Below are 22,709 nucleotides of genomic sequence, written 5' to 3' on the forward strand. Positions count from 1 at the left end.
GGTGTTCTTTCTTCAGTCCTGTTTCTTCTTGGAGCCGAGCTTCGACTCCGTGCCGGCCGCGAGCCGGCGGATGTTTTCGCGGTGCCGCCAGATCAGCAGCAGGCTCATGACGATGAGCGCGATCAGCACTGTGCGGTCGAGCGGCCACGCGATGCCGCCGCCGATCAGATAGTAGGCCGGTGCGAAGAAGGCCGCCACCAGCGACGACAGCGACGAGTAGCGGAAGAAGACGGCGATGATCAGCCAGGTGGCGCCGGTGGCCAGCCCCAGCCAGGGCGCGACGCCCACCAGCACGCCTGCCGCCGTAGCCACGCCCTTGCCGCCCTGGAAGCCGAAGAACACCGGATACAGGTGGCCAAGAAACGCTGCCAGGCCGGCCAGGGCGGCAACGCCCTCTCCCAGCCCCCACTGCGCGCCGAACCGGTGAATCAGAAACACCGGCACCCAGCCCTTGATAGCGTCGAGCAGTAGCGTGGCCAGTGCCGCACCTTTATTACCCGAGCGCAGCACATTGGTGGCGCCGGGATTCTTGCTGCCGTAGCTGCGCGGATCGGCCATGCCGAGTGCCTTGCTCACGATGACCGCGAAGGACAGCGAGCCGATCAGGTACGACGCCACGATGGCGATGAGGGAAGGCAAGTTGAAACTCAAGACGGCACTCCGCGGGGGATGGTTGTTGTTCTATTCGGCGACGAGCGCCTGGGGCGGCGATTGGATCACAACATACTGCTTGCGAAACTCGAAGCCGCGGTCGGGCCACTGTGTCACATAGGCGCGCAGGGCCTCGGCGCCGGCGGGCCAGTCCTCGCCGTTGACGCGGCAGTCGGCCTGCACCTGGCCCTCGGTGTCGCGCGCGGCATAGAGGCGCACGGCGTGGAGACTGTCCGATTCGATCTGCGGCTTGAAGGCGTCCCAGGTATTGGTGAACAGGCAGCAGGGGCAGAACGGGTGCTCTTCCTCAACCTCGGCCGCCGGCAACGCCGCCCGGTGCGCCACGGGGCCGAACAGCACGCGCCGCTGCCGCCCCTCCTTCCAGCTCATGTCCATCGACGTGCAGTGGGCGAGTTCACCGCCCAGCGCATCCTGGAACACAACCAGATCGACCTGCGCCCACAGGCCGAACCCGCGGGTCAGGGCCTGCTCGGTGGTTTCGCCGCCCGAATGCTGGTACTCGAAGACGCCCTGCGGCAAGAGTCCGGCATGGGCCACCTCGATGGTGCTGGAGGTGCGTACGCTGCCGTCCTCGGCGCGCGAGTAGCTCAGGATCTGCGGCAGCAGCCAGAGTCCGTCGGACAGCGTGACCCAGCCATCGCGTGCGAGCGCGGCGGCCTGGCCGCGCGCCAGCAGTGCGTCGCGCAGCAACGCCGACAGGTCGAGCGATTCGGTCCATTCGCGCTCGTCGTTGCGAAAGGCAAGTGCGAACGCCGTGCCCTGGCCCGGGTTGCCAGCGGCTCGCAGGGGAAAGAAGTCGGAAGACGAGGATGTCGCCATGGCGCCGGCTATTCTGCCAGCGCACATTGCACGGGCTTCGCGCCCAGCAGCGCCACGCACACCTGCGGATCGATGCCGATCAGGTAGCCGCGGCGCCCGCCGTTGAGCACGATCCTCGGCAGTTCGAGGATGGTCGATTCCACATACACCGGCATCTCGCGCCGCGTGCCGAACGGCGAAGTACCGCCCACCATGTACCCGCTGTGCCGCTGCGCCACCTCGGGCTTGCAGGGCTCGACCGACTTGGCGCCGATCTGCCGCGCGAGGTTCTTGGTCGACACCGTGCGGTTGCCGTGCATCAGCACGATCAGCGGCTTGGCGTCCTGGTCCTGCATGACCAGCGTCTTGATGACGGTGAACGGGTCGAGCCCGAGCATCTCGGCGCCGCGCTGCGCACCGCCGTGCTCGACGTACTCATAGGGGTGCTCGGTGAAGGTGATCTTGTGCGCGCGCAGCAACTGGGTGGCGGGCGTCTCGGAGGTGTGAGTGCTTTTCTTGGCCATCTCGGTGGCAATTGCGGGTTCAGGATCGCTTCAGAAAACCTGGTGTTCCATGGCAAAAAATCTGCCGTACCACATTGAATTCCGTTCCAGCCATGCAGCATACGCCAGCCCCGGTGGCCACGGCTTCGTTCTACCTCGGGCTGGTGCTGGCCGTGGTGGCGATGCACGCGGCGGTGCTCTGGCTGCTGCTGGTCGCCACGCAGTCGCACGGCCGCGAGACCGCCCCGGTGAAGCGAATGGTCATGGAGGTGGTGCAGGTCGAAGCCCCAGTGAAGGCCGTGCCTCCCGCACCGCGGGAAGCGGCGCCGCAAACCACGACTGCGACCACACGCGCGACAACCACGCGCATGCCCCGAACTGCTCGCGGCAAGGCGATCACCGTCCCCGCTACGCCAGCCACACAGCCGCCGCAAGCCACGACACCCCTCGCGCCGCTGATCCTTCATTCGGAAAGCACCCGCCGCGCCCTGCGCGACATCGGCCGCGAGCGCCCATTCGCGGAACGCGCCGGCCAGAACCTCAACGGCCCCCCGCGCTCAGCCTTTGATTCCAGGTTGAGCGCAGGCGTCGCAAGCGCTGCACACGGCGACTGCATGAAGGGCCAGTTCAAAGGCGGCAACATGGGCCTGCTGAGCCTGCCAGCCCTCGCCCTGGCCGCCGCCCAGGGCGAATGTGGCCGTTGAATTACGCAGCAGGGTCGCGAATCTCCCAGCGGATCTTGTCGATCTCCGCCAGGATTTCCGCCGACAACGTGGTGCCGTACACGTCCAGGTCTTCTTCCAGCTGCGCCACCGAGGTCACGCCGATGATCGTGCTCGCCACCTGCCACTTCGTGTAGCAGAAGGCCAGCGCCAGCTGCGTCGGCGTCAGGCCGTTGTCGCGGGCCAGCTGGTTGTAGCGCTTGGCCGCGCGCAGCGAATCGGGGCGGCCCCAACGCTGCTTGCGCACCGATTCGTAGCTCGAAATCCGCGCGCCCTTCGGCGCATCCGGCCCTTCGATGCCGCTCTGGTCGTACTTGCCCGTCAGCAGGCCGAAGGCCAGCGGCGAATACGCCAGCAGCGACACGCCCAGCCGGTGCATCGTCTCGTCCAGCCCGTTCTCGTGGCCGCGGCTGATGAGGCTGTACACGTTCTGCACCGTCGCCACGCGCGGCAGCCCGTGCTGTTCGGCCAGCCGCACAAATTCGTGCACGCCGTAGGGCGTTTCGTTCGACAGGCCGATCGCGCGCACCTTGCCCGCCTTCACCAGCTTGCCCAGCGCTTCGAGCTGCTCGTGGATCGGCGTCTTCGAGGTTTCCTTCGCCGGGTCGTAATACATGTTGCCGAACAGCGGCACGTGACGCTCCGGCCAGTGGATCTGGTAGAGGTCGATGACGTCCGTGCGCAGCCGCTTCAGGCTGGCGTTGCACGAGGCTTCGATGTCGGCTGCCGTCATGCCGCTGCCTTCGCGCACCCAGGGCATGCCGCGCGAAGGGCCGGCCACCTTGGTCGCAACCACCAGCTTCTCGCGCGCGCCGGGGTTGGCGGCGAACCAGTTGCCGATGATGGTCTCGGTGACGCTGTAGGTTTCCTTGCGCGTGGGCACCGAGTACATCTCGGCGGTGTCGATGAAGTCGACGCCGCGCTCGAGCGAGCGACTCAGGATGGCGTGGGAGGTGGGCTCGTCGACCTGTTCGCCGAAGGTCATCGTGCCAAGGCAGATCGGGGTGACGTGCAGGTCGCTTTGACCGAGTTGGATCTTTTTCATGCGCGGGATGCTACCGCCCCGCCCCACAGCCTGCTGGCCGCCCCATCAAAACCCGAGCGTTCCGCCCCCGCCCGCTGTCCTGTGCCGGACTGCGTCAGCACAAAGGCCTCTTTATCATCGACGCCCATGTACCAAGCCCTCCGCCCCTCCCGCAGCGAATTCGTGCCCGTGCGCAACCTCAGCTACCACGTGCGCCTCTGGGGCCAGCCCTCCGACGAGCGCCCGCCGCTCGTGCTGGTGCATGGCTGGATGGACGTGGCCGCATCGTGGCAGTTCGTGGTCGATGCGATGGAGGAAGACCGCTTCATCATCGCCCCCGACTGGCGCGGCTTCGGCCTGACCGACGGCGGCGGCGTCGACAACTACTGGCTCGCCGACTACCTGGCAGACCTCGAGTGGCTGCTCGACCACTACGCAGGCGAAGACGACAGTGCCCGGCAGGTCGACCTCGTCGGCCACAGCATGGGCGGCAACGTCGTCATGCACTACGCCGGCGTGCGGCCCCAGCGCATCCGCCGCTTGGTCAATCTCGAAGGCTTCGGCATGCCCGCGCGCAAGCCCGAGGAAGCGCCCGCGCGCTACGGCCAATGGATCGACGAGCTCAAGCGCCTGCATCGCGGCGAGATGGCGCTGGCTGGCTATTCGGCCGTGGACGGCGTGGCGCGCCGCCTCATGAAGACCAACCCCCGCCTCACGCCCGACAAGGCCAACTGGCTGGCCAGCCACTGGTCGGTGAACCACGCGCAGCCCGACGGCAGCGAACGCTGGCAGATCCTCGGCGAGGCGGCGCACAAGATCGTCAACGCACACATCTTCCGCGTCGACGAAACGCTGGCGCTCTACGCGCGCATCACCGCTCCGTTGCTGATGGTCGAGGCATCCGACGACAGCCTGAAGGGCTGGTGGAAGAACCGCTACACGCTCGACGAATTCCACGAGCGCCTGAAGTCAGTTGCCAACACTCACATCGAGCGCCTCGAAGACGCCGGTCACATGCTGCACCACGACCAGCCGCAGCGCGTGGCGAGGATGATCGAGGAATTCCTCGCGAACTGAGGCTCAGGCGCGGCGCGATTCGCTGTCGAGGCTCGCCATCTGCGCCGCCGCATAGCGGTCGCCAGCCGCAGCGCCCTTCGGCACCGCCCGCTCGATGGCTGCGAAGTCGTCGGCCGCCAGCTTCACGTTCAGCGCGCCCAGCGCTTCTTCCAGCCGCGTGCGCTGCCGCGCGCCGATCAGCGGCACGATGTCGTCGCCCTGCGCCGCCACCCATGCAATGGCAATCTGCGCGACGGTGACGCCCCTGGCCTCGGCGATCTTGCGCAGCGCATCGACCAGCGCGAGGTTGCGGTCCACGTTCTCACCCTGGAAGCGCGGGCTGTGCGCCCGGAAATCCTTCTCGCCCGCCGCATCCTTCTTCCAGTGCCCGCTGATCAGGCCGCGCGAGAGCACGCCGTACGCGGTGATGCCGATGCCCAGCTCGCGGCAGGTCGCGAGGATGTCGTCCTCGATGCCGCGCGAGATCAGCGAATACTCGATCTGCAGGTCGCAGATCGGGTGCACGGCCGCCGCCTTGCGGATGGTCTGCGAGCCGACTTCCGACAGGCCGATGTGGCGCACGTAGCCCGCCTTCACCAGGTCGGCGATGGCGCCGATGGTGTCCTCGATGGGCACGTTCGGGTCGAGCCGCGCCGGGCGATAGATGTCGATGTGGTCCACGCCCAGGCGCTGCAGCGAGTAGGTGGCGAAGTTCTTCACCGCCGCGGGCCGCGCGTCGTAGCCGACCCAGCCGCCGGCCGGGTCGCGCATGGCGCCGAACTTCACGCTGACCAGTGCGGCGTCGCGCTGCGATCCTTTGAGGTCCTTGAGCGCTTCACCGATCAGCATTTCGTTGTGGCCGCTGCCGTAGAAGTCGCCGGTGTCGAGCAGCGTGATGCCTGCGTCCATCGCGGCGTGGATGGTGGCGATGCTTTCTGCGCGATCCGAAGGGCCGTACATGCCCGACATGCCCATGCAGCCGAGGCCGAAGGCGGAGACCTTGGGGCCGTTCATGGCCTTGGTGCCGAGTTGAAGTGTGTTCATTGCAGTGTCCTTTCTGACTTTTTGACTGTGGCCGGTCGCGATTTCGAACGCCATGGCGCTAGTCTGGAAGGAATCGGCCCGTTCGATAATCCGTCCGGCAGCGCACGGGTTGTGCAGAAAAACGCACAATCCCGCCATGACCGATCCCGATCTTTCCGATCTCGGCGCCTTCGTTGCCGTGACCCGGGCGCGCGGCTTTCGCGGCGCCGCCACGCTGCGCGGCGTATCGCCCTCCTCGCTCAGCGAGGCCATGCGGCGCCTCGAAGCGCAGCTTGGCGTGCGCCTGCTGAACCGCACGACGCGCAGCGTCACACCCACCGAAGCCGGCCAGCGGCTGCTGGACCGCATCTCGCCCGCGCTCGACGACATCGCGGGCGCGCTCGACACGCTCAACAGCTTTCGCGACAGCCCCACCGGCACGCTGCGGCTGAACGTACCGACGATCGTGACGCAGCGCGTGCTGCCGCCGCTGGCCAGCCGCTTCCTGGCGGAGCACCCGGGCATCACGCTGGAGATCACGACCAACGACACCTTCATCGACGTGCTCGCCGCGGGCTTCGACGCCGGCATCCGCTACGACGAGAGCATTGCGCGCGACATGATCGCCGTGCCTCTGGGCCCTCGCACGCAGCGCTTCGTGGCCGCGGCGTCGCCTGCCTACCTGGCGAAGCACGGAACGCCCAGGCACCCGACCGACCTGCTGCAGCACGCCTGCATCGCCCACCGTTTCCCGAGCGGCGTGCTCGCCACCTGGGGCTTCGTGCGCAAGGGCAAGGCCGTCAAGATCACGCCGGGCGGGCCGCTGATCGCGTCGATGCTCGACCTCGAACTGCACGCCGCCGAGTCGGGCCTGGGCCTGATCTACACCTTCGACGAATACCTGCGGCCCTCCATCGACCGCGGCACGCTGGTGCCCGTGCTCGAAGACTGGTGGCAGAGTTTTTCGGGGCCGTTCCTGTACTACCCGAGCCGTACGCACATGCCCGCGCCGCTGCGCGCGTTCGTCGACTTCCTGAAGAACGAAGGCCAGCCCGCCTGATATTCGACAAGCGGATATCGAAGCGCACGAATCTTCGTTCGCGCCGCACGCACCGCGACCTAGAGTGCGCAGCTCCCTCTTGCCTCCCGGAGTTGCCTGTCATGCGCTTTTCTTCGCGCGCGCCCTCGCTGGCGCGCTGGTCCGCCCCACTGCTCGGCGGCCTTGCCCTGAGCCTGCTTCTTCAGGTTTCCGCCCACGCCGCCGACCTGCGCGTGGGCTTCATGCCCGGCCCGTACCGCGATGCCTTCACGAATGGCATCGAGCCCCAGCTGAAGAAGCTCGGCTACACCGTCAAGTACGTCGAGTTCAGCCAGGGCGTGCAGCCCAACGACGCAGTCGAGCGCGGGCAGATCGACGCCAACATCTTCCAGCACACGCTGTACCTCAACGCCACCAACAAGCAGCAGGGCTTCGACCTCGTGCCGGTGGTGCATGTGCCGACGCCGCCGATGGGCCTTTACTCGCAGCGCCACAAGTCGCTCGACACGGTGCCCGACGGCGCCACGGTCACGCTGCCTTCGGACCCGGTGAACGCGGCGCGCGCGCTCAACATCCTCGCGGCCGTCGGCTGGGTCACGCTCAAGCCGGGCGTGAGCCCGCTGGCCGTGTCGGAGCGCGACATCGCCACCAACCCGAAGCGCCTGAAGCTGGTGCCGCTCGAAGCCGCGCAGGCCCCGCGCTCGCTGGCCGATGCCGACATCGCGGCCGTGCAGGGCAACTTCGCGGTGGCCTCGGGCCTGAAGCTCACCGATGCGCTCAAGCTCGAGAACATGACGCTGCCCTACGTGAACGTGGTGGCCGTCAAGCGCAGCAACGAGCAAGCCCAGTTCGCAAAAGACATTGCGGCGGCCTACCAGTCGGCCGAGTTCCAGCGCTTCTTCAGGGCCAACCCGACATGGGCCGGCTACCGGCTGCCCGACTACTTCTCCCAATGAGCCTTTCGACCAGCCCCAAGCCCCGGCAACTGCACCTCAACGTCAACATCCTGCATTCGGGCTTCGTGCCCTCGGCATGGCGCCTGCCGGAGAGCGATCCGCGGGCCTTTGCCGACATCCGGCACTACATCCGAACGGCGCAGATCGCCGAGGCGGCCAAGCTCGATGCGGTGTTTCTCGCCGACAACGCGGCCATCGTCGACCAGATCAACTTCCGCCCGATCACCGCACTGGAACCCACGGTGCTGCTGGCCTGCGTGGCCGCGGCCACCACGCACATCGGCCTGATCGCCACTGCCTCGACGAGCTACAACGAGCCCTACAACATCGCCCGCCGCTTCGCCACGCTCGACCATGTGAGCGGCGGCCGCGCGGGCTGGAACGTGGTGACCACGGCCGACCTGCCCTCAGCACGCAACTTCGGCCTCGACGCCACGCCCGACCATGCGAAGCGCTATGCGCGCGCCTCGGAGTTCACCGACATCGTGAAGACGCTGTGGGACAGCTGGGAAGACGACGCCTTCATCGGCGACAAGGCCACCGGCAGCTTCATCGACACAACGAAGGTGCACGCCATTGCGCACCGCGGCGAATACTTCGCGGTGCAGGGCCCGCTGAACCTGCCGCGCCCGCCGCAGGGCCACCCGGTGCTGGTGCAGGCCGGTGCTTCGGCCGACGGGCGCGAGCTGGCGTCCCGCCATGCGGAGGCAGTGTTCTCGGCCTCGCAGTCGTTCGAGGAATCTCTGGCGTATGCCCGCGCGCTGAAGACACGCGCCGCCGAACTGGGCCGCGGCCCCGACGCAGTGAAGGTGCTCGCGGGCCTGACCACCATCGTCGGCAGCACCGAGGCCGAAGCCCGCCGCCGGCGCGACGAGCTGGTCGACCTGATTCCGTGGGACTACAGCCTGACGCGCATCGCCGGCACGCTGGGCATCACGCCCGACCGCCTGAAGCTCGACGAGCGCCTGCCTGAAGACCTTCCGCTGCCCGGCAATGGCAACGGCAACCACACCTTCTTCAATGCGGTGGTCGAGGCAGGCCGCACCCACGGCTACACGGTGCGGCAGTTGATTCGCGAACTGGCGGGCGGCGGGGGGCACCGCGTGATTGTCGGCACGCCGGAGCAGATCGCGGACGACATCGAGCGCTGGTTCAGGGCCGGTGCGGCCGATGGGTTCAACCTGATGCCCGATGCGCTGCCGCATGGGCTGCAGGATTTTGTCGACGGCGTGGTGCCGATCCTGCAGAAGCGCGGGATCTTCCGCACCGAGTACGAAGGCCGCACGCTGCGCGACCATCTGGGGCTGGCGCGGCCCGCTGGTCGAGCGGCGCAACAGCGGCTGGCGGCCTGAGACCGGCCGCGCCCTTCACTCTTCGTCGGCGTCGTTACCCGTAAGGGACAGCACTTCTTCGACGAAAGCTTCGAACAGCGGCAGCGCGGCAGGCAAGCCGTCGAGCGACTCAGCCTCGCCTGCATCGAAGAAATGCGGCTTGCCAGCCGGCATGGCAGCCCACTCGCCAGCCTCCAGCAGCAGCCCCAGGTAGCCGTCGGCAGTCGGCACGTAGAACAGCCCCGCGCTGTCGAGCACGCGCTGCCCCTTCTTCTTGCCACGCCCCCAACTCACGCCCTGCCCGGCCAGGTGTTCGGTGATCCAGCCGTCGCACACGTGCGTGTCGCGCCAGCTTCCCTGAGCATCGAATACGGCCAGAACGGGCATGGGAGTCCTTTTCTTGCGGGAAGAGTTATTGCAGGAAGCTGGGCTTGGCGTAGCCCTGGAACTTGCTGTCGACCACGGCCTTGAACTCCTTCGAGCGGTAGGCATCGGCGATGTCCTTGGCCCACTGGGTGTTCTTGTCGGCGGTCTTCACGGCGACCACATTCAGGTAGTAGTCGGGCGTTTTCTCGAGCACCACGGCCTCGGTGAGCTTCAGGCCCGACGAGATCGCGAAGTTGCCGTTGACGATGGCGTACTCGGTGTCGCCCAGCGAGCGCGGCAGCTGCGCAGCTTCGAGCGGAATGAACTTCAGCTTCTTCGGGTTCTCGGCCACGTCCTTTTCGGACGCGCGCAGCGGATCGATGCCGGTCTTGATGGTGATCAGCTTGTTCTGCTCCAGCAGCACCAGCGCGCGGGCCAGGTTGCTCGGATCGTTCGGCAGCGTCACGCGGTCGCCTTCCTTCACGTCCGCCAGCGTCTTGCGCTTGGTCGAGTACACGCCCATGGGCGCGATCGGGCCTTGCACCAGTTCGGCGAGGTCGAGCTTCTGGTCGGCCGCGAACTTCTTCAGGTACACCTGATGCTGGAAGAAATTGGCGTCGAGCGAGCCCTGGGCCAGCGCTAGGTTGGGCTGCACGTAGTCGTTGAACTCGACCAGCTTCACCTTGTAGCCCTTCTTTTCGAGGATGGGCACGATGCCGGCCTTGAGCTGGTCGGCGTTGGAGCCGGCGGTGCCGCCGATCACGAGGTTCTTCTTGGCGGGGTCTTGCGCGTGGGCCTGCAGCGAGAGGCCGCCGAACGAGACGGCAGCCAGGGACAGGGCGAGAACGGAACGGCGCAGGAATGCGGTTTTCATGAGATAGGGAAAGCAGAGAAGAAAAGAGAAGGAATCAACGCTTGTCGAGCCTGCTTGCCGTGGTGTTACCCACGAATTGCAGGATCTGTACCAGCACCACGAGCAGCGCCACGGTGAGCACCATCACGTCGGTCTGGAAACGGTAGTAGCCGTAGCGGATGGCCAGGTCACCGATGCCGCCGCCGCCCACCACGCCGGCCACCGCCGAGTACGAGAGAAAGCTCACGGCCAGCACCGTCAGTGCCAGCACCAGCCCCGAACGGGCCTCGACCAGCAGCACGCGCCAGACGATCTGCAGCTCGGTCGCGCCCATGGCGTGGGCCGCCTCGATCACGCCGCGCGGCACTTCGCGCAGGCACTGGTCGACCAGCCGGGCAAGGTACGGAATGGCCGCGAACGACAGCGGCACCGCGGCCGCCAGCGGCCCGATCGACGTGCCCGCGATCACCCGCGTGAAGGGCACCAGCGCCACCAGCAGGATGATGAAAGGGAATGAACGCACCGTGTTCACCAGCCAGTTGAGCACCAGGAACGCGGGCTTGTTCTCGAGCGACTGGCCGGGGCCCAGCAGGAACAGCAGGATGCCCAGCGGCCCGCCGATGAGCACGGCGGCCGACAGGCCGATGGCCAGCATCATGAAGGTCTGGCCGGTGGCGACCCACAGCTCGGGGAGGATGGGGGCGATGTTCTCAAACATATGCCAGCTCCTGTGCGCCGAGCTGCGAGGGCGGGCGCGGAGAGTAGGGTTCGCGCGCCTCGCGTTCGCGGCGGCGCACCAGTTCGTCGATTTCGCGGCCCAGCGCGGTCTTGCGCTCGACGCTCGGTGCATCGACCGCGAACTGCTCCACCAGCCGGCCCTTTTCTAGGATGGCCACGTTGCGGCACAGCACCTCGACCACCGACAGCTCGTGCGTGACGATCACGATGGTCACGCCGATCTTCTGGTTGATTTCGCGCAGCGTTTCGAGCAGCGAGCGCGTGGTTTCGGAGTCGAGCGCCGAGGTGGGCTCGTCGCACAGCAGCACCTGCGGGCGCGGCGCCAGCGCGCGGGCAATGGCCACGCGCTGCTTCTGGCCGCCGGAGAGCTGGGCCGGGTAGGTGTCGATCTTCTCGGCCAGGCCCACGAGCGCCAGGCATTCGCGCACACGTGCGTTGATTTCGGCCTTCGAGTGGCGGCCGTGGATCTTCAGCGGGAAGGCCACGTTGTCGAACACCGTGGCGTTCTGCAGCAGGTTGAACTGCTGGAAGATCATGCCGATGTTCTGGCGCGTGTCGCGCAGCTCGCGGCGCGAGAGCGTGGTGAGGTCGCGCCCGCCGACGAAGACCTGGCCCGAATCGGGCCGCTCCAGCAGGTTGATGAGGCGCAGCAGCGTCGATTTGCCGGCGCCGCTCTTGCCGATCAGGCCGAACACGTCGCCCTGCTGGATGTCGAGCGACAGCGACTGCACGGCGTCGAACACCTCGCCGTTGGGCAAGGCAAAAGACTTCTGCACCGATTGAAGACGGATGACTGGCGCCGCGTGGCCGCGGCCCGTGTCAGGCGTAGGGTGGGTCATGAAAAAGAAGCGCAGCCCGCGCAAAGGCAGGTCGCGGAGGTTCGCAAAAAGGTGCCGAGTATGAAAAGAAACGCAGCGAAAGGGAACGAACAAAAAGGATGCTGTTTATACGCATATGCGCATAAGGAAATCCTGTAGCAGGCAAGACACGCCATATCGATATGCGCATTGGTTCGTTCCCAAACGCTGGCGGCAATGCCACATTCGCGCCTTCTTTTTTTGATTTCGCGCAACGACATGCATACCTCTTTCCGCCGCCGCACCCTCGCCCTTGCCACGCTGGCCGCCGCCCTCTTCGCCGGCAGCGCCGCCTTCGCGCAGGACAAGAACACGCTCAAGGTCGGCGTCTCCGTCGGCAACGGCGAGCAGATCTTCGAGGTGGTCAAGAAGGTCGCCGCCAAGGACGGCCTGAACATCCAGGTCGTGGTGTTCAACGACTACCAGCTGCCCAATGCGGCGCTGGCCTCGGGCGACCTCGACGCCAACGCCTTCCAGCACCAGCCCTTTCTAGACAACCAGAACAAGGCGCGCGGCTTCGACATCGTGCCCGTGGGCCTGACCATCACCGCGCCGCTGGGCTTCTACTCGCGCAAGATCAAGTCGATCGACCAGCTGCCCGATGGCGCCTCGGTCGGCATCCAGAACGACCCGTCGAACGGCAACCGCGCGCTGTTGCTGCTGCAGCAGGCCGGCCTGATCACGCTGAAGCCCGAGGCGGTGAAGAACAACACGGCCACGCCGCTGGACGTGGTGACGAACCCCAAGAAGCTGAAGCTGGTCGCTCTCGATGCTGCCCAACTGCCGCGCTCGCTCGACGACCTGACCATTGCCTCCATCAACAACGACTACGCCGAGAAGGCCGGCCTGTCGCTGAACAAGGACGCCGTGATCAAGGAATCGCCGAAGAGCCCGTACGCCAACCTGATCGCCGTGCGCCGCGCCGACAAGGACAAGCCCTGGGCCAAGCGCCTCGTGGCCGCCTACCAGTCGCCGGAGGTGAAGAGCTTCATCGAGACCCAGTTCAAGGGCTCGCTCGTGCCGGCGTTCTGATTTCGGGTCTTGCGCCTTCCCCCAGAGGGGAAAGGCGCAATACAGGGGCACTCCCTGGCTGGCTGGCGGACCGTGAGAAAATGCCCGGTTTCCCCGAACACAGTCAGGACACCCCATGGACGCAGAACAGATCAACCAAATCGGCGCAATGCTCGCGGACCTGAGCGTCCGTACGGTCGATTTACGGAGGTATCTTTGACTACGATGCCAAAGCCGAACGTCTGAGGACGGTCAACGCATCGCTCGAAGACCCGAACGTCTGGAACGACCCGAAGAAGGCCCAGGAACTGGGCAAGGAAAAGAAGTCGCTCGACGACGTGGTCGTCACGCTCGACCGGCTCACCAACGGGCTCTCGGACAACACCGAACTCTTCGAAATGTCGAAGGAAGACGGCGACATGGACGGCCTGCAGGCCATTGCCGATGACGCCGCCACGCTCGAAGCCGACATCAAGCAGCTCGAATTCCGCCGGATGTTCAACAACCCGGCCGATCCGCTGAACGCCTTCGTCGACATCCAGGCCGGCGCCGGCGGCACCGAGGCTTGCGACTGGGCCAGCATGCTGCTGCGCCAGTACCTGAAGTACGCCGAGCGCAAGGGCTTCAAGACGCAGATCGAAGACGAAACACCCGGCGACACCGCCGGCATCAAGGGCGCGACCATCAAGGTCGAGGGCGACTACGCCTTCGGCCTGCTGCGCACCGAGACCGGCGTGCACCGCCTGGTGCGCAAGTCGCCGTTCGACTCATCGGGCGGCCGCCACACGAGCTTTGCCAGCATCTTCGTGTACCCGGAAATCGACGACTCCATCGAGATCGAGATCAACCCGGCCGACGTGCGCACCGACACCTTCCGCGCCAGCGGCGCGGGCGGCCAGCACATCAACAAGACCGACTCGGCCGTGCGCCTGACGCACATTCCGACCGGCATCGTGGTGCAGTGCCAGGACGGCCGCAGCCAGCACAGCAACCGCGACGTGGCGTGGAAGCGCCTGCGCTCGCGCCTGTACGACCACGAGATGCGCAAGCGCCAGGAAGAGCAGCAGAAGCTCGAAGACAGCAAGACCGACGTGGGCTGGGGCCACCAGATCCGCAGCTACGTGCTGGACAACAGCCGCATCAAGGACCTGCGCACCAACGTGGAAGTTTCGGCCACGCAGAAGGTGCTGGACGGCGACCTCGACGTGTTCATCGAAGCCTCTCTCAAGCAGGGCGTGTAAAACCGATGAGCCTGAAAAGCCTGAAGGATGGTGGCAAGGTCGAAGCCTTCATCTTCGACATGGACGGCACCATGATCGACTCCATGCCCTGGCATGCGCGCTCGTGGGTGGAGTTCGTGGCGCGCCACGGGCTGAAGCTCGACGTGAGCGACATCCTCGCGCGCACCACGGGCCGCACCGGCACCGAGTGCATGCGAGAGCTGTTCGAGCGCGAGCTCTCCGACGAGGAGTGCCAGGCCCTGGTGCACGAGAAGGAAGAGATCTACCGTGCCATGTTCAGCGACAACTTCACCGAAGTGGCGGGCTTCACGGCCTTTGCCAGGGCCGCCGTTGCACGCGGCCTGAAGGTGGCGGTGGGCACTGCCGGCGACAAGGGCAACATCGAATTCGCCATGTCGCGCCTGAAGATGGACCCGCTGCCGCTTGCCATCGTGGGTGGCGACGAAGGCTTCTCGGGCAAGCCCACGCCCGCCATTTTTCTCGAAGCCGCGCGCCGCATCGGCATAGCGCCCGAGCGCTGCATCGTCTTTGAAGACGCACCCTTCGGCATAGAAGCCGCCCGCCGCGGCGGCATGCGCGCCGTGGCCGTGTGCAGCACCCATACCGCCGCCGAGCTTGCCGGCCCCCATGTGATTGCCGCGGTTCGCGACTACAACGAACTCGCCCATTCGAATTTTCTGGAGACACTCGATGCTGCTACGTGACGCTCAAGGGCAACCCATTGCCATCCGCCGCGAAGACTATGCCGCCCCGGCGTACTGGATCGACACCGTCGACCTCACCTTCGACCTCGACCCCGCCAAGACCCGCGTGCTCAACCGCATGCAGATGCGCCGCAACCCCGACGTGCCGGTGCAGCCGCTGCGCCTGGACGGCGACGAGCTGAACCTGGCGCGCGTGCTGGTCAACGGCCAGGGCGCCTCGTTCCGCATGGAAGGCGAGCAGCTCGTCATCGACGGCCTGCCCGACGCTTTCGAGCTCGAGATCTTCACCACCTGCTGCCCCATCAAGAACACCAAGCTGATGGGCCTGTTCGTGAGCGAAGACACCTTCTTCACGCAGTGCGAGGCCGAGGGCTTCCGCCGCATCACCTACTTCCTCGACCGTCCGGACGTGATGGCGATGTACACCGTCACGCTGCGCGCCGCCAAGGCCTCCTACCCGGTGCTGCTGTCGAACGGTAACCTCGTCGAACAAGGCGAACTGCCCGAAGGCCGCCACTTCGCCAAGTGGGTCGACCCCTTCAAGAAGCCCAGCTACCTGTTCGCCCTGGTGGCGGGCAAGCTGGTGGCGCGCGAGCAGCGCATCAAGGCGCGCAACGGCAAGGAGCATCTGCTGCAGGTGTACGTGCGCGCCGGCGACCTCGACAAGACCGAGCACGCGATGAACTCGCTCATCAACTCGGTGCTGTGGGACGAAACCCGCTTCGGCCTGCCGCTGGACCTCGACCGCTTCATGATCGTTGCCACCAGCGACTTCAACATGGGCGCCATGGAGAACAAGGGCCTGAACATCTTCAACACGAAGTACGTTCTGGCCAACCAGGCCACCGCCACCGACGCCGACTACAGCAACATCGAAAGCGTGGTCGGCCACGAGTACTTCCACAACTGGAGCGGTGACCGCGTGACCTGCCGCGACTGGTTCCAGCTTTCGCTGAAAGAAGGCCTCACCGTCTTCCGCGACCAGGAATTCAGCCAGGATTTGTGCGCCGACGCTTCGGCCCGCGCCGTGAAGCGCATCGAAGACGTGCGCGTGCTGCGCACCGCCCAGTTCCCCGAAGACGCGGGCCCCATGGCCCACCCGGTGCGGCCCGACAGCTACATCGAGATCAGCAACTTCTACACCGTCACCATCTACGAAAAGGGTGCCGAGGTGGTCCGCATGATGCAGACGCTGGTCGGCCGCAAGGGCTTCGAAAAGGGCATCACGCTCTACTTCGAACGCCACGACGGCCAGGCCGTGACCTGCGACGACTTTGCACAGGCCATTGCCGACGCCAACCCCGAGTCGGAACTGGCACGCCTGCTGCCCCAGTTCAAGCGCTGGTACAGCCAGGCCGGCACGCCCCGCCTTGCGGCCCACGGCGTGTACGACGCGCAGAACCGCAGCTACACCCTGAGCGTGGTGCAGAGCTGCCCGCCCACGCCGGGCCAGCCGACGAAGGAGCCCTTCGTCATTCCGCTGAACATCGGCCTGCTCGACGCCAGCGGCCGCGAACTGCCGATGCAGCTCGAAGGCGAAAGCGACGTGACCCGCGGCACCCGCACCCTGGTGCTGTCGCGCGCCGGCGAGCAGATCACCTTCGTGGGCCTCGACGCCGAGCCCGTGCCTTCCATCTTGCGCGGCTTCAGCGCGCCGGTGATCCTCGACTTCGAGTACACCGACGCGCAACTGCTGACGTTGCTGGCCAACGACCCCGACCCGTTCAACCGCTGGGAAGCCGGCCAGCGCCTGGGCCTGCGCGCCGCGCTGCACGGCATTGCCGCACTGGCCACCGACACCACGCCGGTGCTGAACGACGCGTACATCGACGCCATGCGCAGCGTGCTGCGCAACCCGCAGCTCGACGCCGCCTTCAAGGAACTGGTGCTCACGCTGCCGTCGGAAACCTACATTGCCGAACAGCTCGACGTGGTCGACCCGCAGCGCGTGCACCTCGTGCGCGAAGCCATGCGCGCGCAACTGGCCACCGCCCTCTTTGCCGATTGGCAGTGGGCCTATGAAGAGAACCACGACACCGGCGCCTACAGCCCCGACCCGACCTCGTCGGGCCGACGCGCGCTGGCCGGCATGGCGCTCAACTTTCTGTGCCTGGCGGCGCGCGCCTCGGGCGACGTCGTATGGCCGGGCAAGACGCTGCAGCGCTTCAAGGACGCCGGCAACATGACCGACCGCTTCAACGCGCTCAACGCGCTGGTGTCGTCGGGCAACACCCTGGCGGCACAGGCGCTCGCGCGCTTCCACGCCATCTTCAAGGACGAGGCACTGGTCATCGACAAGTGGTTCTCGCTGCAGGCTGGCGCCAGCGACCGCGGCGGCGACATCCTGCCGCTGGTCAAGCAGCTGATGAAGCACCCCGACTTCTCGCTGAAGAACCCGAACCGGGCGCGCAGCGTGATCTTCAGCTACTGCAGCGCCAACCCCGGCGCATTCCACCGCCCCGACGCGGCCGGCTATGTGTTCTGGAGCGAGCGCGTGATCGAGCTCGACGCCATCAACCCGCAAGTGGCTGCCCGCCTCGCCCGCGCACTCGACCGCTGGAGCAAGCTGGCCGAGCCGTACCGCAGCGCCGCGCGCGAAGCCATCGCCCGCGTGGCCGCCAAGCCCGACCTGAGCAAGGACACGCATGAAGTCGTGACCCGCGCCCTGGCCGGAAACTGAAGCAACCGAACCCCACAAGACACATGGCTCAACAAAAGATTTCCCTCACCCGCTACCTCGTCGAACAGCAACGCGCCGACGGCCTCATTCCCGGCCAGTTGCGCCTGCTGCTCGAAGTGGTCGCGCGCGCCTGCAAGAGCATCAGCCAGGCCGTCAACAAGGGCGCGCTGGGCGGCGTGCTCGGCACCGCCGAGAGCGAGAACGTGCAGGGCGAAATCCAGAAGAAGCTGGACATCATCGCCAATGAAGTGCTCATCGAGGCCAACGAATGGGGCGGCCACCTCGCGGCCATGGCCAGCGAGGAAATGGACAGCATCTACGTGGTGCCCAACCGCTACCCCCAAGGCGAATACCTGCTCATGTTCGACCCGCTCGACGGCAGCAGCAACATCGACGTGAACGTCAGCATCGGCACCATCTTCAGCGTGCTGAAGAAGCCCGACGACCACCCCGGCGTGCAGGAAGGCGACTTTCTGCAGGCGGGCACCCAGCAAGTGGCCGCCGGCTACTGCATCTACGGCCCCCAGACCACCCTGGTGCTGACCGTGGGCAATGGCGTGGCCATGTTCACGCTGGACCGCGAGCAAGGCAGCTTCGTGCTGACGCAGGAAGACATCCAGATTCCGGCCGACACGAAGGAATTTGCGATCAACATGAGCAACATGCGCCACTGGGACGAGCCCATGAAGCGCTACATCGACGAATGCCTGGCCGGCAAGGAAGGCCCGCGCGGCAAGGACTTCAACATGCGCTGGATTGCCAGCATGGTGGCCGACGTGCACCGCATCCTGATGCGCGGCGGCGTCTTCATGTACCCGTGGGACAAGCGCGAGCCCGAAAAGGCTGGCAAGCTGCGCCTGATGTACGAGGCCAACCCGATGAGCTGGCTGGTCGAACAGGCCGGCGGCGCGGCCACGAATGGCAAGCAACGCATATTGGACCTGCAGCCCACCAAACTGCATGAGCGGGTGAGCGTGATGTTGGGTTCACGTAACGAAGTTGAGCGGCTGACCCAGTACCACGCCGAGAAGGCGTGATTTCTTGGCTATAATCTGAGGCTTCGCCGGTGTAGCTCAGTCGGTAGAGCAGCTCATTCGTAATGAGAAGGTCGGGTGTTCGATTCATCTCTCCGGCACCAAAATTAAAAGCCCGCTATCCAAAAGGTAGCGGGCTTTTTGCTTTTTGGCGTCATGTAGTCACGGGGGCGGCATTCCGCACCCCCCACGGCGCGGGCCCCCTGAGCCCCTCGGGTGATAGCGCAAGTGCAATGGCGATACCCGCCAACAAACTAACACTCAATAGCCCCAATCCTCATGCCTCACCGGCAACCTATTGAGCTGCTTGCGCAAGTGCTGCCACTGTGGCAAGTACATCGCCATGATGGACGCAAACCGTTCGTTGTGCGTCGGCTCCAGCAGGTGGACCAACTCATGCACCACGATGTACTCCAGGCACTCGGGCGGCTTTTTGGCCAAGTCGGTGTTGAGCCGGATGTAGCCTGATTCGGGCGTACAGCTGCCCCACTTGGTTTTCATGCGCTGAACGAACACCCGGGCTGCCTTCACGCCCAGCAACGGCTCCCACTTGGCCAGCAGCGCGGGCACCACGTCCCGCACCTGTTGCCGGTACCAGCCATTCAGAACCTCTTCGCAGCGTGCCGTGTCGGAACCGGGGCGCACTTGCAGCTGCAGCTTGCGCGGCGTCAGGCTCACTGCCGGTGCCGCATCGGCAAAGCTGATTTCGAGGAGGTAGCGCTTGCCCCACAGGTAGTGGCTTTCCTTGTTCAGAAACTCGCGGGGTGTCTCGCGTTCCTGGTTCTGAAGCTTGCGCTGCTGCGAGCGGATCCAAGCGAGCTTGGAGATGACGAAAAGTCGGAGCGTGTCCAGCGCCATGCCCTGCGGCGCAGCCACACGTACCTTGCCTGCGGGCGGCAGCACGCTCAGGTGGACGTGCTTGATCGCCTTGCGCGTCACCTCGGCATGCAGCTCGCCCAAGTCCAGCACGTCGCGCATCAGTATTCCTTGTGCGCGAAGACGATGGGGAACAGGCGGTTCACTTCATTGATGTCTTTGAGCACATCGAACATGACCTGCCTCACCATCTGTTCCCTTGCGACCACGCCACGCCAACCATCAGGCCGCTTCGCTTTGATTGCCGCATCCAGCCACAGGGCCGTGTCCAGCGCTTGGCTCACACCTCCATAGGTCGCCTTGGGCTCCTGCGCGGTGTCGCTGACGACGTGGTCCTTCAGGTTGTTGTACAGAGCGAGCTGGCCGCTGGTCTTCAACTGCTGCGGCGTGTCATCTGACCTGCCTGCCGCCACCCTGTGGGCCACGTCGGCGATGCGGACCAAGTAGCCTTCGTACTCGATCGCACGGTCCTTGCGCAGCCGGATGATCTCGTCCAGCAGCGCCGACATCTTGGCGAAGTAGGCCGGGTCGGTCAGTTGCTCTTTCAGGATCTTGCTGCGGACGTTGTTCTCGATGGTTTCGGCGATGGATTCCCGGTCGCCCTTCATTTCGCCCAGGCGCTCGGCAATCGCGTCGGCGATGCCCGTCTTGACAATCAGGTCCAGCAGGCCGATGCCGTCGAAGGGCGAGATCTTGCGCGGCGCCTGGGCCTCAATGTAGGTGTCGATGAGGTGGCGCATGTCCGCCTCATAGGGCTTTAAGTCCAGGGTCTCGCCGGCCGCTTTGCGGATGATCTCGCGCAGGTTCAGATAGTGCTTTTGCAGTCCTTTGATGTTTTCGATCTGCTCGGGCGTGTAGCCGGCAGCCTCCAGCTCATCGGCCAGGTTAGCGTAGGCGCGCACCAGCGCCACCACGGCCTTGTAGAGCGCCACGCGGTGCGGCTCACGCGCCTTCAGGTCATCCGCGATCTCGGTGTTGCCGCAGAAGTAGTGGATGTGTTGCAGGTCGCCCTTGGGTGGCTCCACGGGCTCGCACAGCAGGGCCAAGGCCTCCACTGCGTCGTCCAGGCGCTCGCGGCCGGCCTCCAGGCGGTCTTTGACCATGATTTCTGGGTCGGCGCCACCGGCGCTGTGGTCCAGTTCGGCGGTGTAGACGGAAATGGCCTTTTCGACCTTCTTGAACAAGTCCTTGTAGTCGACGATGTAGCCGAAGTCCTTGTCTTCTCCGTCCAGCCGGTTGGTGCGGCAGATGGCCTGGAACAGGCCATGATCCTGCATGGACTTGTCGATGTAGAGGTAGGTGCAAGGCGGGGCATCAAAGCCGGTCAGCAGCTTGTCCACCACGATCAGCAGCTTCATTCGGGCGGGGGCCTTGACGAAACGCTCCTTCACGTCCTGTTCGTAAGTCTCGGTCTTGTTCTTGCCTGGCCGCGCTGGCACATCCTTCAGCAGTTTGGTGTAGGTGCTGTAGATAAACTGCTTGTCGCTCTCTGTGTTGGCGCCGGTCTCTTCCTTGCTCACGTCTGAGGCCTGCGGGTTGTAGGACGTGACCACCGCGCAGCGATTTCTGAATACCGTCTTGCCAAACAGCACGAAGTACTTGCAGGCCTCGTAGATGCTGGACGCCACCAGGATGGCATTGCCCCGCTCATTCGACAGGCGCGGCTTCACCGCAAAGTCGAACACGATGTCGGCCACCACCCGGTCCATGCGGGCACGCGAGCTGAGCACGTTCTGCATCGTGCCCCACTGCTTCTTCAGCTCGTCCTTCTGCCAGTCGTTCAAGCCCTTGGTCTTGGCTTCGAACCACTGGTCGATCTGATCGGAGTTGCCCAGCTTCTGGTCGATGTCACGTGCTTCGTACACCAGGTCCAGCACCACGCCGTCTTCCACGGCCTCGGCAAATTTGTAGGTGTGGATGTAGCCGCCGAACACCTCCAGGCTGGTCTGCGCGTCTGATTTCATCAGCGGTGTGCCGGTAAAGCCGATGAACACCGCATTGGGCATCATGGCTTTCATCACCCGGTGCAGCTTGCCGCTTTGCGTGCGGTGGCATTCGTCCACAAACACGTAGAGCTCGCCCTGCGTGGGACTGGGCTGGGCGGCCAGGTCGCGCAAGAAAGCCTCGAAGTCGTCTACATCGCGCCGGCCAAACTTGTGCACCAGCGAGCACAGCAGCCGTGGGTTGGGCTGTGCCAGCTGCGCCATCAGGTCGCGGCCGCTCTGGCTGCGGTGGATGGTCTCGCCCGCGTCCTTGAACACGCGCTCGATCTGCCGATCCAGTTCGTCCCGGTCGGTGATGATGACCACGCGGGCGGCCGATCGGTTCTCCAGAATCCAGCGGGCCAGCAACACCATCAAGATGCTCTTGCCCGCTCCTTGGGTGTGCCAGATGATGCCGCCGCGCCGCTGCTGCACATGGCCTTGCGCCGCCTTGATGCCGAAGTACTGGTGCACGCGGGGCAGCTTCTTGATGCCGCCATCGAACAGCACAAAGTCGTGCATCAGCTCCAGTAGGCGAGCCTTGCTGCACATCTTGGCCAGGTACTTGTCCAGCTTGTAACCGACGTTGTCGGCCTCGTCTTCCTTCCAGCTCAGGAAATACTTCTCCTCCGTCTCGATGCTGCCGTAGCGCAGGCCTTCGGAGTCATTGCCCGCCATCACCAACTGCACGGTGCTGAAGAACCACTCGTTGAACTCGGGCCGCTGGTTCGACAGGCATTGGCGTATGCCTTCACCCAGGCCCACACGGCTGTTCTTCAGCTCCAGCATGCCCACCGCGATGCCGTTGAGGTAGAGCACGATGTCGGGCCGGCGTTCGTGCCCGCCCTTGAGCGTGACTTCTTCGGTGATTGCGAAATCGTTGTTGGCAGGTTCCGCCCAGTTCACCAGATGCACCGTCTCGTTCACCTGGCCGGCTTCTACCTTCACCGACACGCCGTAGCGCAGCAACTGGTAAACCGCCTGATTGGCGGCATACAGACTGCGCCCGTGCAGCAAAGCCTCCGAGCGCAGCTTGTGCAGGGCGGCGCTGATGTGTGCGGCGCTGTAGCCGCTGCGAGTCAGAAAGGCCGTCAGCAGGCCTTCTTCAATGCAGTGATTGCCGGCCCTGTCAGACCAGTTGCCCAGGTGCTTGTAGCCCAACGTGTTGGTGAATAGGGCCACCACTCGGTCTTGTGTGGCCCGCTCGGGCTTGCTGACATTGCTCATCGGTTTCCTCTCGGGG

General features: G+C 65.4%; 21 protein-coding genes and 1 tRNA gene. 11 read left to right on the forward strand and 11 right to left on the reverse strand.

Annotated elements, in window-relative coordinates:
* Positions 1-12: 12 nt before the first annotated feature.
* From plsY to ACTG4X_RS24215, 3 genes are read right to left on the reverse strand one after another with little or no spacing between them, the layout of a single operon-like run.
* A complete protein-coding gene (gene plsY, locus ACTG4X_RS24205; protein WP_093051725.1) occupies positions 13-651 on the reverse strand; it encodes a glycerol-3-phosphate 1-O-acyltransferase PlsY in 639 nt (212 codons plus the stop codon).
* A 30-nt stretch (positions 652-681) separates the two neighbouring features.
* A complete protein-coding gene (locus tag ACTG4X_RS24210; RefSeq protein WP_440532087.1) occupies positions 682-1,491 on the reverse strand; it encodes a DUF6348 family protein in 810 nt (269 codons plus the stop codon).
* An 8-nt stretch (positions 1,492-1,499) separates the two neighbouring features.
* A complete protein-coding gene (locus ACTG4X_RS24215; RefSeq protein ID WP_426389502.1) occupies positions 1,500-1,994 on the reverse strand; it encodes an aminoacyl-tRNA deacylase in 495 nt (164 codons plus the stop codon).
* A gap of 92 nt (positions 1,995-2,086) precedes the next feature.
* Here ACTG4X_RS24215 and ACTG4X_RS24220 point away from each other — a divergent pair, with 92 nt between their 5' ends.
* Positions 2,087-2,677, forward strand: a complete 591-nt coding sequence (locus ACTG4X_RS24220; protein ID WP_440532088.1) for a hypothetical protein — start codon at positions 2,087-2,089, stop codon at positions 2,675-2,677.
* A gap of 1 nt (position 2,678) precedes the next feature.
* Here the strand turns inward: ACTG4X_RS24220 and ACTG4X_RS24225 are convergent, their stop codons facing one another.
* Positions 2,679-3,740: an aldo/keto reductase gene (locus tag ACTG4X_RS24225; RefSeq protein ID WP_440532089.1), complete on the reverse strand. Its 1,062-nt coding sequence runs from the start codon at positions 3,738-3,740 to the stop codon at positions 2,679-2,681.
* Positions 3,741-3,866: 126 nt separating this feature from the next.
* On the opposite strand from ACTG4X_RS24225, the gene ACTG4X_RS24230 reads away from it, so the two are divergent.
* A complete protein-coding gene (locus ACTG4X_RS24230) occupies positions 3,867-4,796 on the forward strand; it encodes an alpha/beta fold hydrolase (RefSeq protein WP_440532090.1) in 930 nt (309 codons plus the stop codon).
* Between the two features lie 3 nt (positions 4,797-4,799).
* Here the strand turns inward: ACTG4X_RS24230 and ACTG4X_RS24235 are convergent, their stop codons facing one another.
* The gene (locus ACTG4X_RS24235) at positions 4,800-5,819 is read right to left on the reverse strand and encodes an aldo/keto reductase (RefSeq protein WP_307614928.1); all 1,020 of its coding nucleotides are present in this window, start codon (positions 5,817-5,819) and stop codon (positions 4,800-4,802) included.
* 136 nt (positions 5,820-5,955) lie between these two features.
* On the opposite strand from ACTG4X_RS24235, the gene ACTG4X_RS24240 reads away from it, so the two are divergent.
* The 3 genes from ACTG4X_RS24240 (at position 5,956) to ACTG4X_RS24250 (ending at position 9,145) form a co-directional block, all read left to right on the forward strand.
* The gene (locus tag ACTG4X_RS24240) at positions 5,956-6,858 is read left to right on the forward strand and encodes a LysR family transcriptional regulator (RefSeq protein WP_258353770.1); all 903 of its coding nucleotides are present in this window, start codon (positions 5,956-5,958) and stop codon (positions 6,856-6,858) included.
* A gap of 101 nt (positions 6,859-6,959) precedes the next feature.
* A complete protein-coding gene (locus ACTG4X_RS24245) occupies positions 6,960-7,793 on the forward strand; it encodes a MetQ/NlpA family ABC transporter substrate-binding protein (RefSeq protein WP_093051747.1) in 834 nt (277 codons plus the stop codon).
* Positions 7,790-9,145: an LLM class flavin-dependent oxidoreductase gene (locus tag ACTG4X_RS24250; protein WP_440532091.1), complete on the forward strand. Its 1,356-nt coding sequence runs from the start codon at positions 7,790-7,792 to the stop codon at positions 9,143-9,145. The genes ACTG4X_RS24245 and ACTG4X_RS24250 overlap by 4 nt, the downstream gene beginning before the upstream one ends.
* A 15-nt stretch (positions 9,146-9,160) precedes the next feature.
* Here the strand turns inward: ACTG4X_RS24250 and ACTG4X_RS24255 are convergent, their stop codons facing one another.
* The 4 genes from ACTG4X_RS24255 to ACTG4X_RS24270 are packed head-to-tail and all read right to left on the reverse strand — an operon-like array spanning position 9,161 to position 11,920.
* Positions 9,161-9,511, reverse strand: a complete 351-nt coding sequence (locus tag ACTG4X_RS24255; protein ID WP_093176862.1) for a hypothetical protein — start codon at positions 9,509-9,511, stop codon at positions 9,161-9,163.
* A 25-nt stretch (positions 9,512-9,536) separates the two neighbouring features.
* Entirely contained in the window at positions 9,537-10,364 is an 828-nt protein-coding gene (locus ACTG4X_RS24260; RefSeq protein ID WP_097198624.1) for a MetQ/NlpA family ABC transporter substrate-binding protein, read from the reverse strand.
* Between the two features lie 34 nt (positions 10,365-10,398).
* Complete coding sequence (locus tag ACTG4X_RS24265) at positions 10,399-11,061, reverse strand: methionine ABC transporter permease (RefSeq protein WP_007835547.1); 663 nt, start codon at positions 11,059-11,061, stop codon at positions 10,399-10,401.
* Positions 11,054-11,920, reverse strand: a complete 867-nt coding sequence (locus tag ACTG4X_RS24270) for a methionine ABC transporter ATP-binding protein (protein WP_097200746.1) — start codon at positions 11,918-11,920, stop codon at positions 11,054-11,056. The genes ACTG4X_RS24265 and ACTG4X_RS24270 overlap by 8 nt, the downstream gene beginning before the upstream one ends.
* A 237-nt stretch (positions 11,921-12,157) precedes the next feature.
* Between ACTG4X_RS24270 and ACTG4X_RS24275 the strand changes: the two genes are divergently transcribed.
* The 6 genes from ACTG4X_RS24275 to ACTG4X_RS24300 all read left to right on the forward strand — a co-directional run bounded on the left by ACTG4X_RS24275 (position 12,158) and on the right by ACTG4X_RS24300 (position 18,712).
* Entirely contained in the window at positions 12,158-12,970 is an 813-nt protein-coding gene (locus tag ACTG4X_RS24275; RefSeq protein WP_093051901.1) for a MetQ/NlpA family ABC transporter substrate-binding protein, read from the forward strand.
* Positions 12,971-13,085: 115 nt separating this feature from the next.
* Positions 13,086-14,190 (forward strand): peptide chain release factor 2 gene (gene prfB, locus ACTG4X_RS24280; protein ID WP_097198623.1). Its coding sequence is split into 2 segments (ribosomal slippage): positions 13,086-13,166 and positions 13,168-14,190, totalling 1,104 coding nucleotides; the frame shifts between segments, so codons are not numbered across the junction.
* Positions 14,191-14,195: 5 nt separating this feature from the next.
* On the forward strand, positions 14,196-14,894 hold the full coding sequence (locus ACTG4X_RS24285; protein WP_440532092.1) for an HAD family hydrolase: 699 nt from the start codon (positions 14,196-14,198) through the stop codon (positions 14,892-14,894).
* A complete protein-coding gene (gene pepN, locus ACTG4X_RS24290; protein ID WP_440532093.1) occupies positions 14,881-17,574 on the forward strand; it encodes an aminopeptidase N in 2,694 nt (897 codons plus the stop codon). The genes ACTG4X_RS24285 and pepN overlap by 14 nt, the downstream gene beginning before the upstream one ends.
* Positions 17,575-17,597: 23 nt before the next feature.
* On the forward strand, positions 17,598-18,611 hold the full coding sequence (locus ACTG4X_RS24295; RefSeq protein ID WP_093051765.1) for a class 1 fructose-bisphosphatase: 1,014 nt from the start codon (positions 17,598-17,600) through the stop codon (positions 18,609-18,611).
* 25 nt (positions 18,612-18,636) lie between these two features.
* Positions 18,637-18,712 (forward strand) — tRNA-Thr (locus ACTG4X_RS24300).
* 157 nt (positions 18,713-18,869) lie between these two features.
* Here ACTG4X_RS24300 and ACTG4X_RS24305 read toward each other — a convergent pair.
* Together ACTG4X_RS24305 and ACTG4X_RS24310 are read right to left on the reverse strand one after the other, a co-directional pair.
* The gene (locus tag ACTG4X_RS24305) at positions 18,870-19,586 is read right to left on the reverse strand and encodes a M48 family metallopeptidase (protein WP_440532094.1); all 717 of its coding nucleotides are present in this window, start codon (positions 19,584-19,586) and stop codon (positions 18,870-18,872) included.
* On the reverse strand, positions 19,586-22,693 hold the full coding sequence (locus ACTG4X_RS24310) for a type I restriction endonuclease subunit R (protein WP_440532095.1): 3,108 nt from the start codon (positions 22,691-22,693) through the stop codon (positions 19,586-19,588). The genes ACTG4X_RS24305 and ACTG4X_RS24310 overlap by 1 nt, the downstream gene beginning before the upstream one ends.
* Positions 22,694-22,709 lie beyond the last annotated feature (16 nt).

The organism is Variovorax sp. YR566 (genome assembly GCF_051992195.1).
Classification (GTDB): domain Bacteria; phylum Pseudomonadota; class Gammaproteobacteria; order Burkholderiales; family Burkholderiaceae_C; genus Variovorax.

Coding starts and splice junctions, on each gene's coding strand:
- ACTG4X_RS24210 (WP_440532087.1), bottom strand. CDS start 1,491: ATGGCGACATCCTCGTCTTCCGACTTCTTTCCCCTGCGAGCCGCTGGC.
- ACTG4X_RS24215 (WP_426389502.1), bottom strand. CDS start 1,994: ATGGCCAAGAAAAGCACTCACACCTCCGAGACGCCCGCCACCCAGTTG.
- ACTG4X_RS24220 (WP_440532088.1), top strand. CDS start 2,087: ATGCAGCATACGCCAGCCCCGGTGGCCACGGCTTCGTTCTACCTCGGG.
- ACTG4X_RS24225 (WP_440532089.1), bottom strand. CDS start 3,740: ATGAAAAAGATCCAACTCGGTCAAAGCGACCTGCACGTCACCCCGATC.
- ACTG4X_RS24230 (WP_440532090.1), top strand. CDS start 3,867: ATGTACCAAGCCCTCCGCCCCTCCCGCAGCGAATTCGTGCCCGTGCGC.
- ACTG4X_RS24235 (WP_307614928.1), bottom strand. CDS start 5,819: ATGAACACACTTCAACTCGGCACCAAGGCCATGAACGGCCCCAAGGTC.
- ACTG4X_RS24240 (WP_258353770.1), top strand. CDS start 5,956: ATGACCGATCCCGATCTTTCCGATCTCGGCGCCTTCGTTGCCGTGACC.
- ACTG4X_RS24245 (WP_093051747.1), top strand. CDS start 6,960: ATGCGCTTTTCTTCGCGCGCGCCCTCGCTGGCGCGCTGGTCCGCCCCA.
- ACTG4X_RS24250 (WP_440532091.1), top strand. CDS start 7,790: ATGAGCCTTTCGACCAGCCCCAAGCCCCGGCAACTGCACCTCAACGTC.
- ACTG4X_RS24255 (WP_093176862.1), bottom strand. CDS start 9,511: ATGCCCGTTCTGGCCGTATTCGATGCTCAGGGAAGCTGGCGCGACACG.
- ACTG4X_RS24260 (WP_097198624.1), bottom strand. CDS start 10,364: ATGAAAACCGCATTCCTGCGCCGTTCCGTTCTCGCCCTGTCCCTGGCT.
- ACTG4X_RS24265 (WP_007835547.1), bottom strand. CDS start 11,061: ATGTTTGAGAACATCGCCCCCATCCTCCCCGAGCTGTGGGTCGCCACC.
- ACTG4X_RS24270 (WP_097200746.1), bottom strand. CDS start 11,920: ATGACCCACCCTACGCCTGACACGGGCCGCGGCCACGCGGCGCCAGTC.
- ACTG4X_RS24275 (WP_093051901.1), top strand. CDS start 12,158: ATGCATACCTCTTTCCGCCGCCGCACCCTCGCCCTTGCCACGCTGGCC.
- ACTG4X_RS24285 (WP_440532092.1), top strand. CDS start 14,196: ATGAGCCTGAAAAGCCTGAAGGATGGTGGCAAGGTCGAAGCCTTCATC.
- pepN (WP_440532093.1), top strand. CDS start 14,881: ATGCTGCTACGTGACGCTCAAGGGCAACCCATTGCCATCCGCCGCGAA.
- ACTG4X_RS24295 (WP_093051765.1), top strand. CDS start 17,598: ATGGCTCAACAAAAGATTTCCCTCACCCGCTACCTCGTCGAACAGCAA.
- ACTG4X_RS24305 (WP_440532094.1), bottom strand. CDS start 19,586: ATGCGCGACGTGCTGGACTTGGGCGAGCTGCATGCCGAGGTGACGCGC.
- ACTG4X_RS24310 (WP_440532095.1), bottom strand. CDS start 22,693: ATGAGCAATGTCAGCAAGCCCGAGCGGGCCACACAAGACCGAGTGGTG.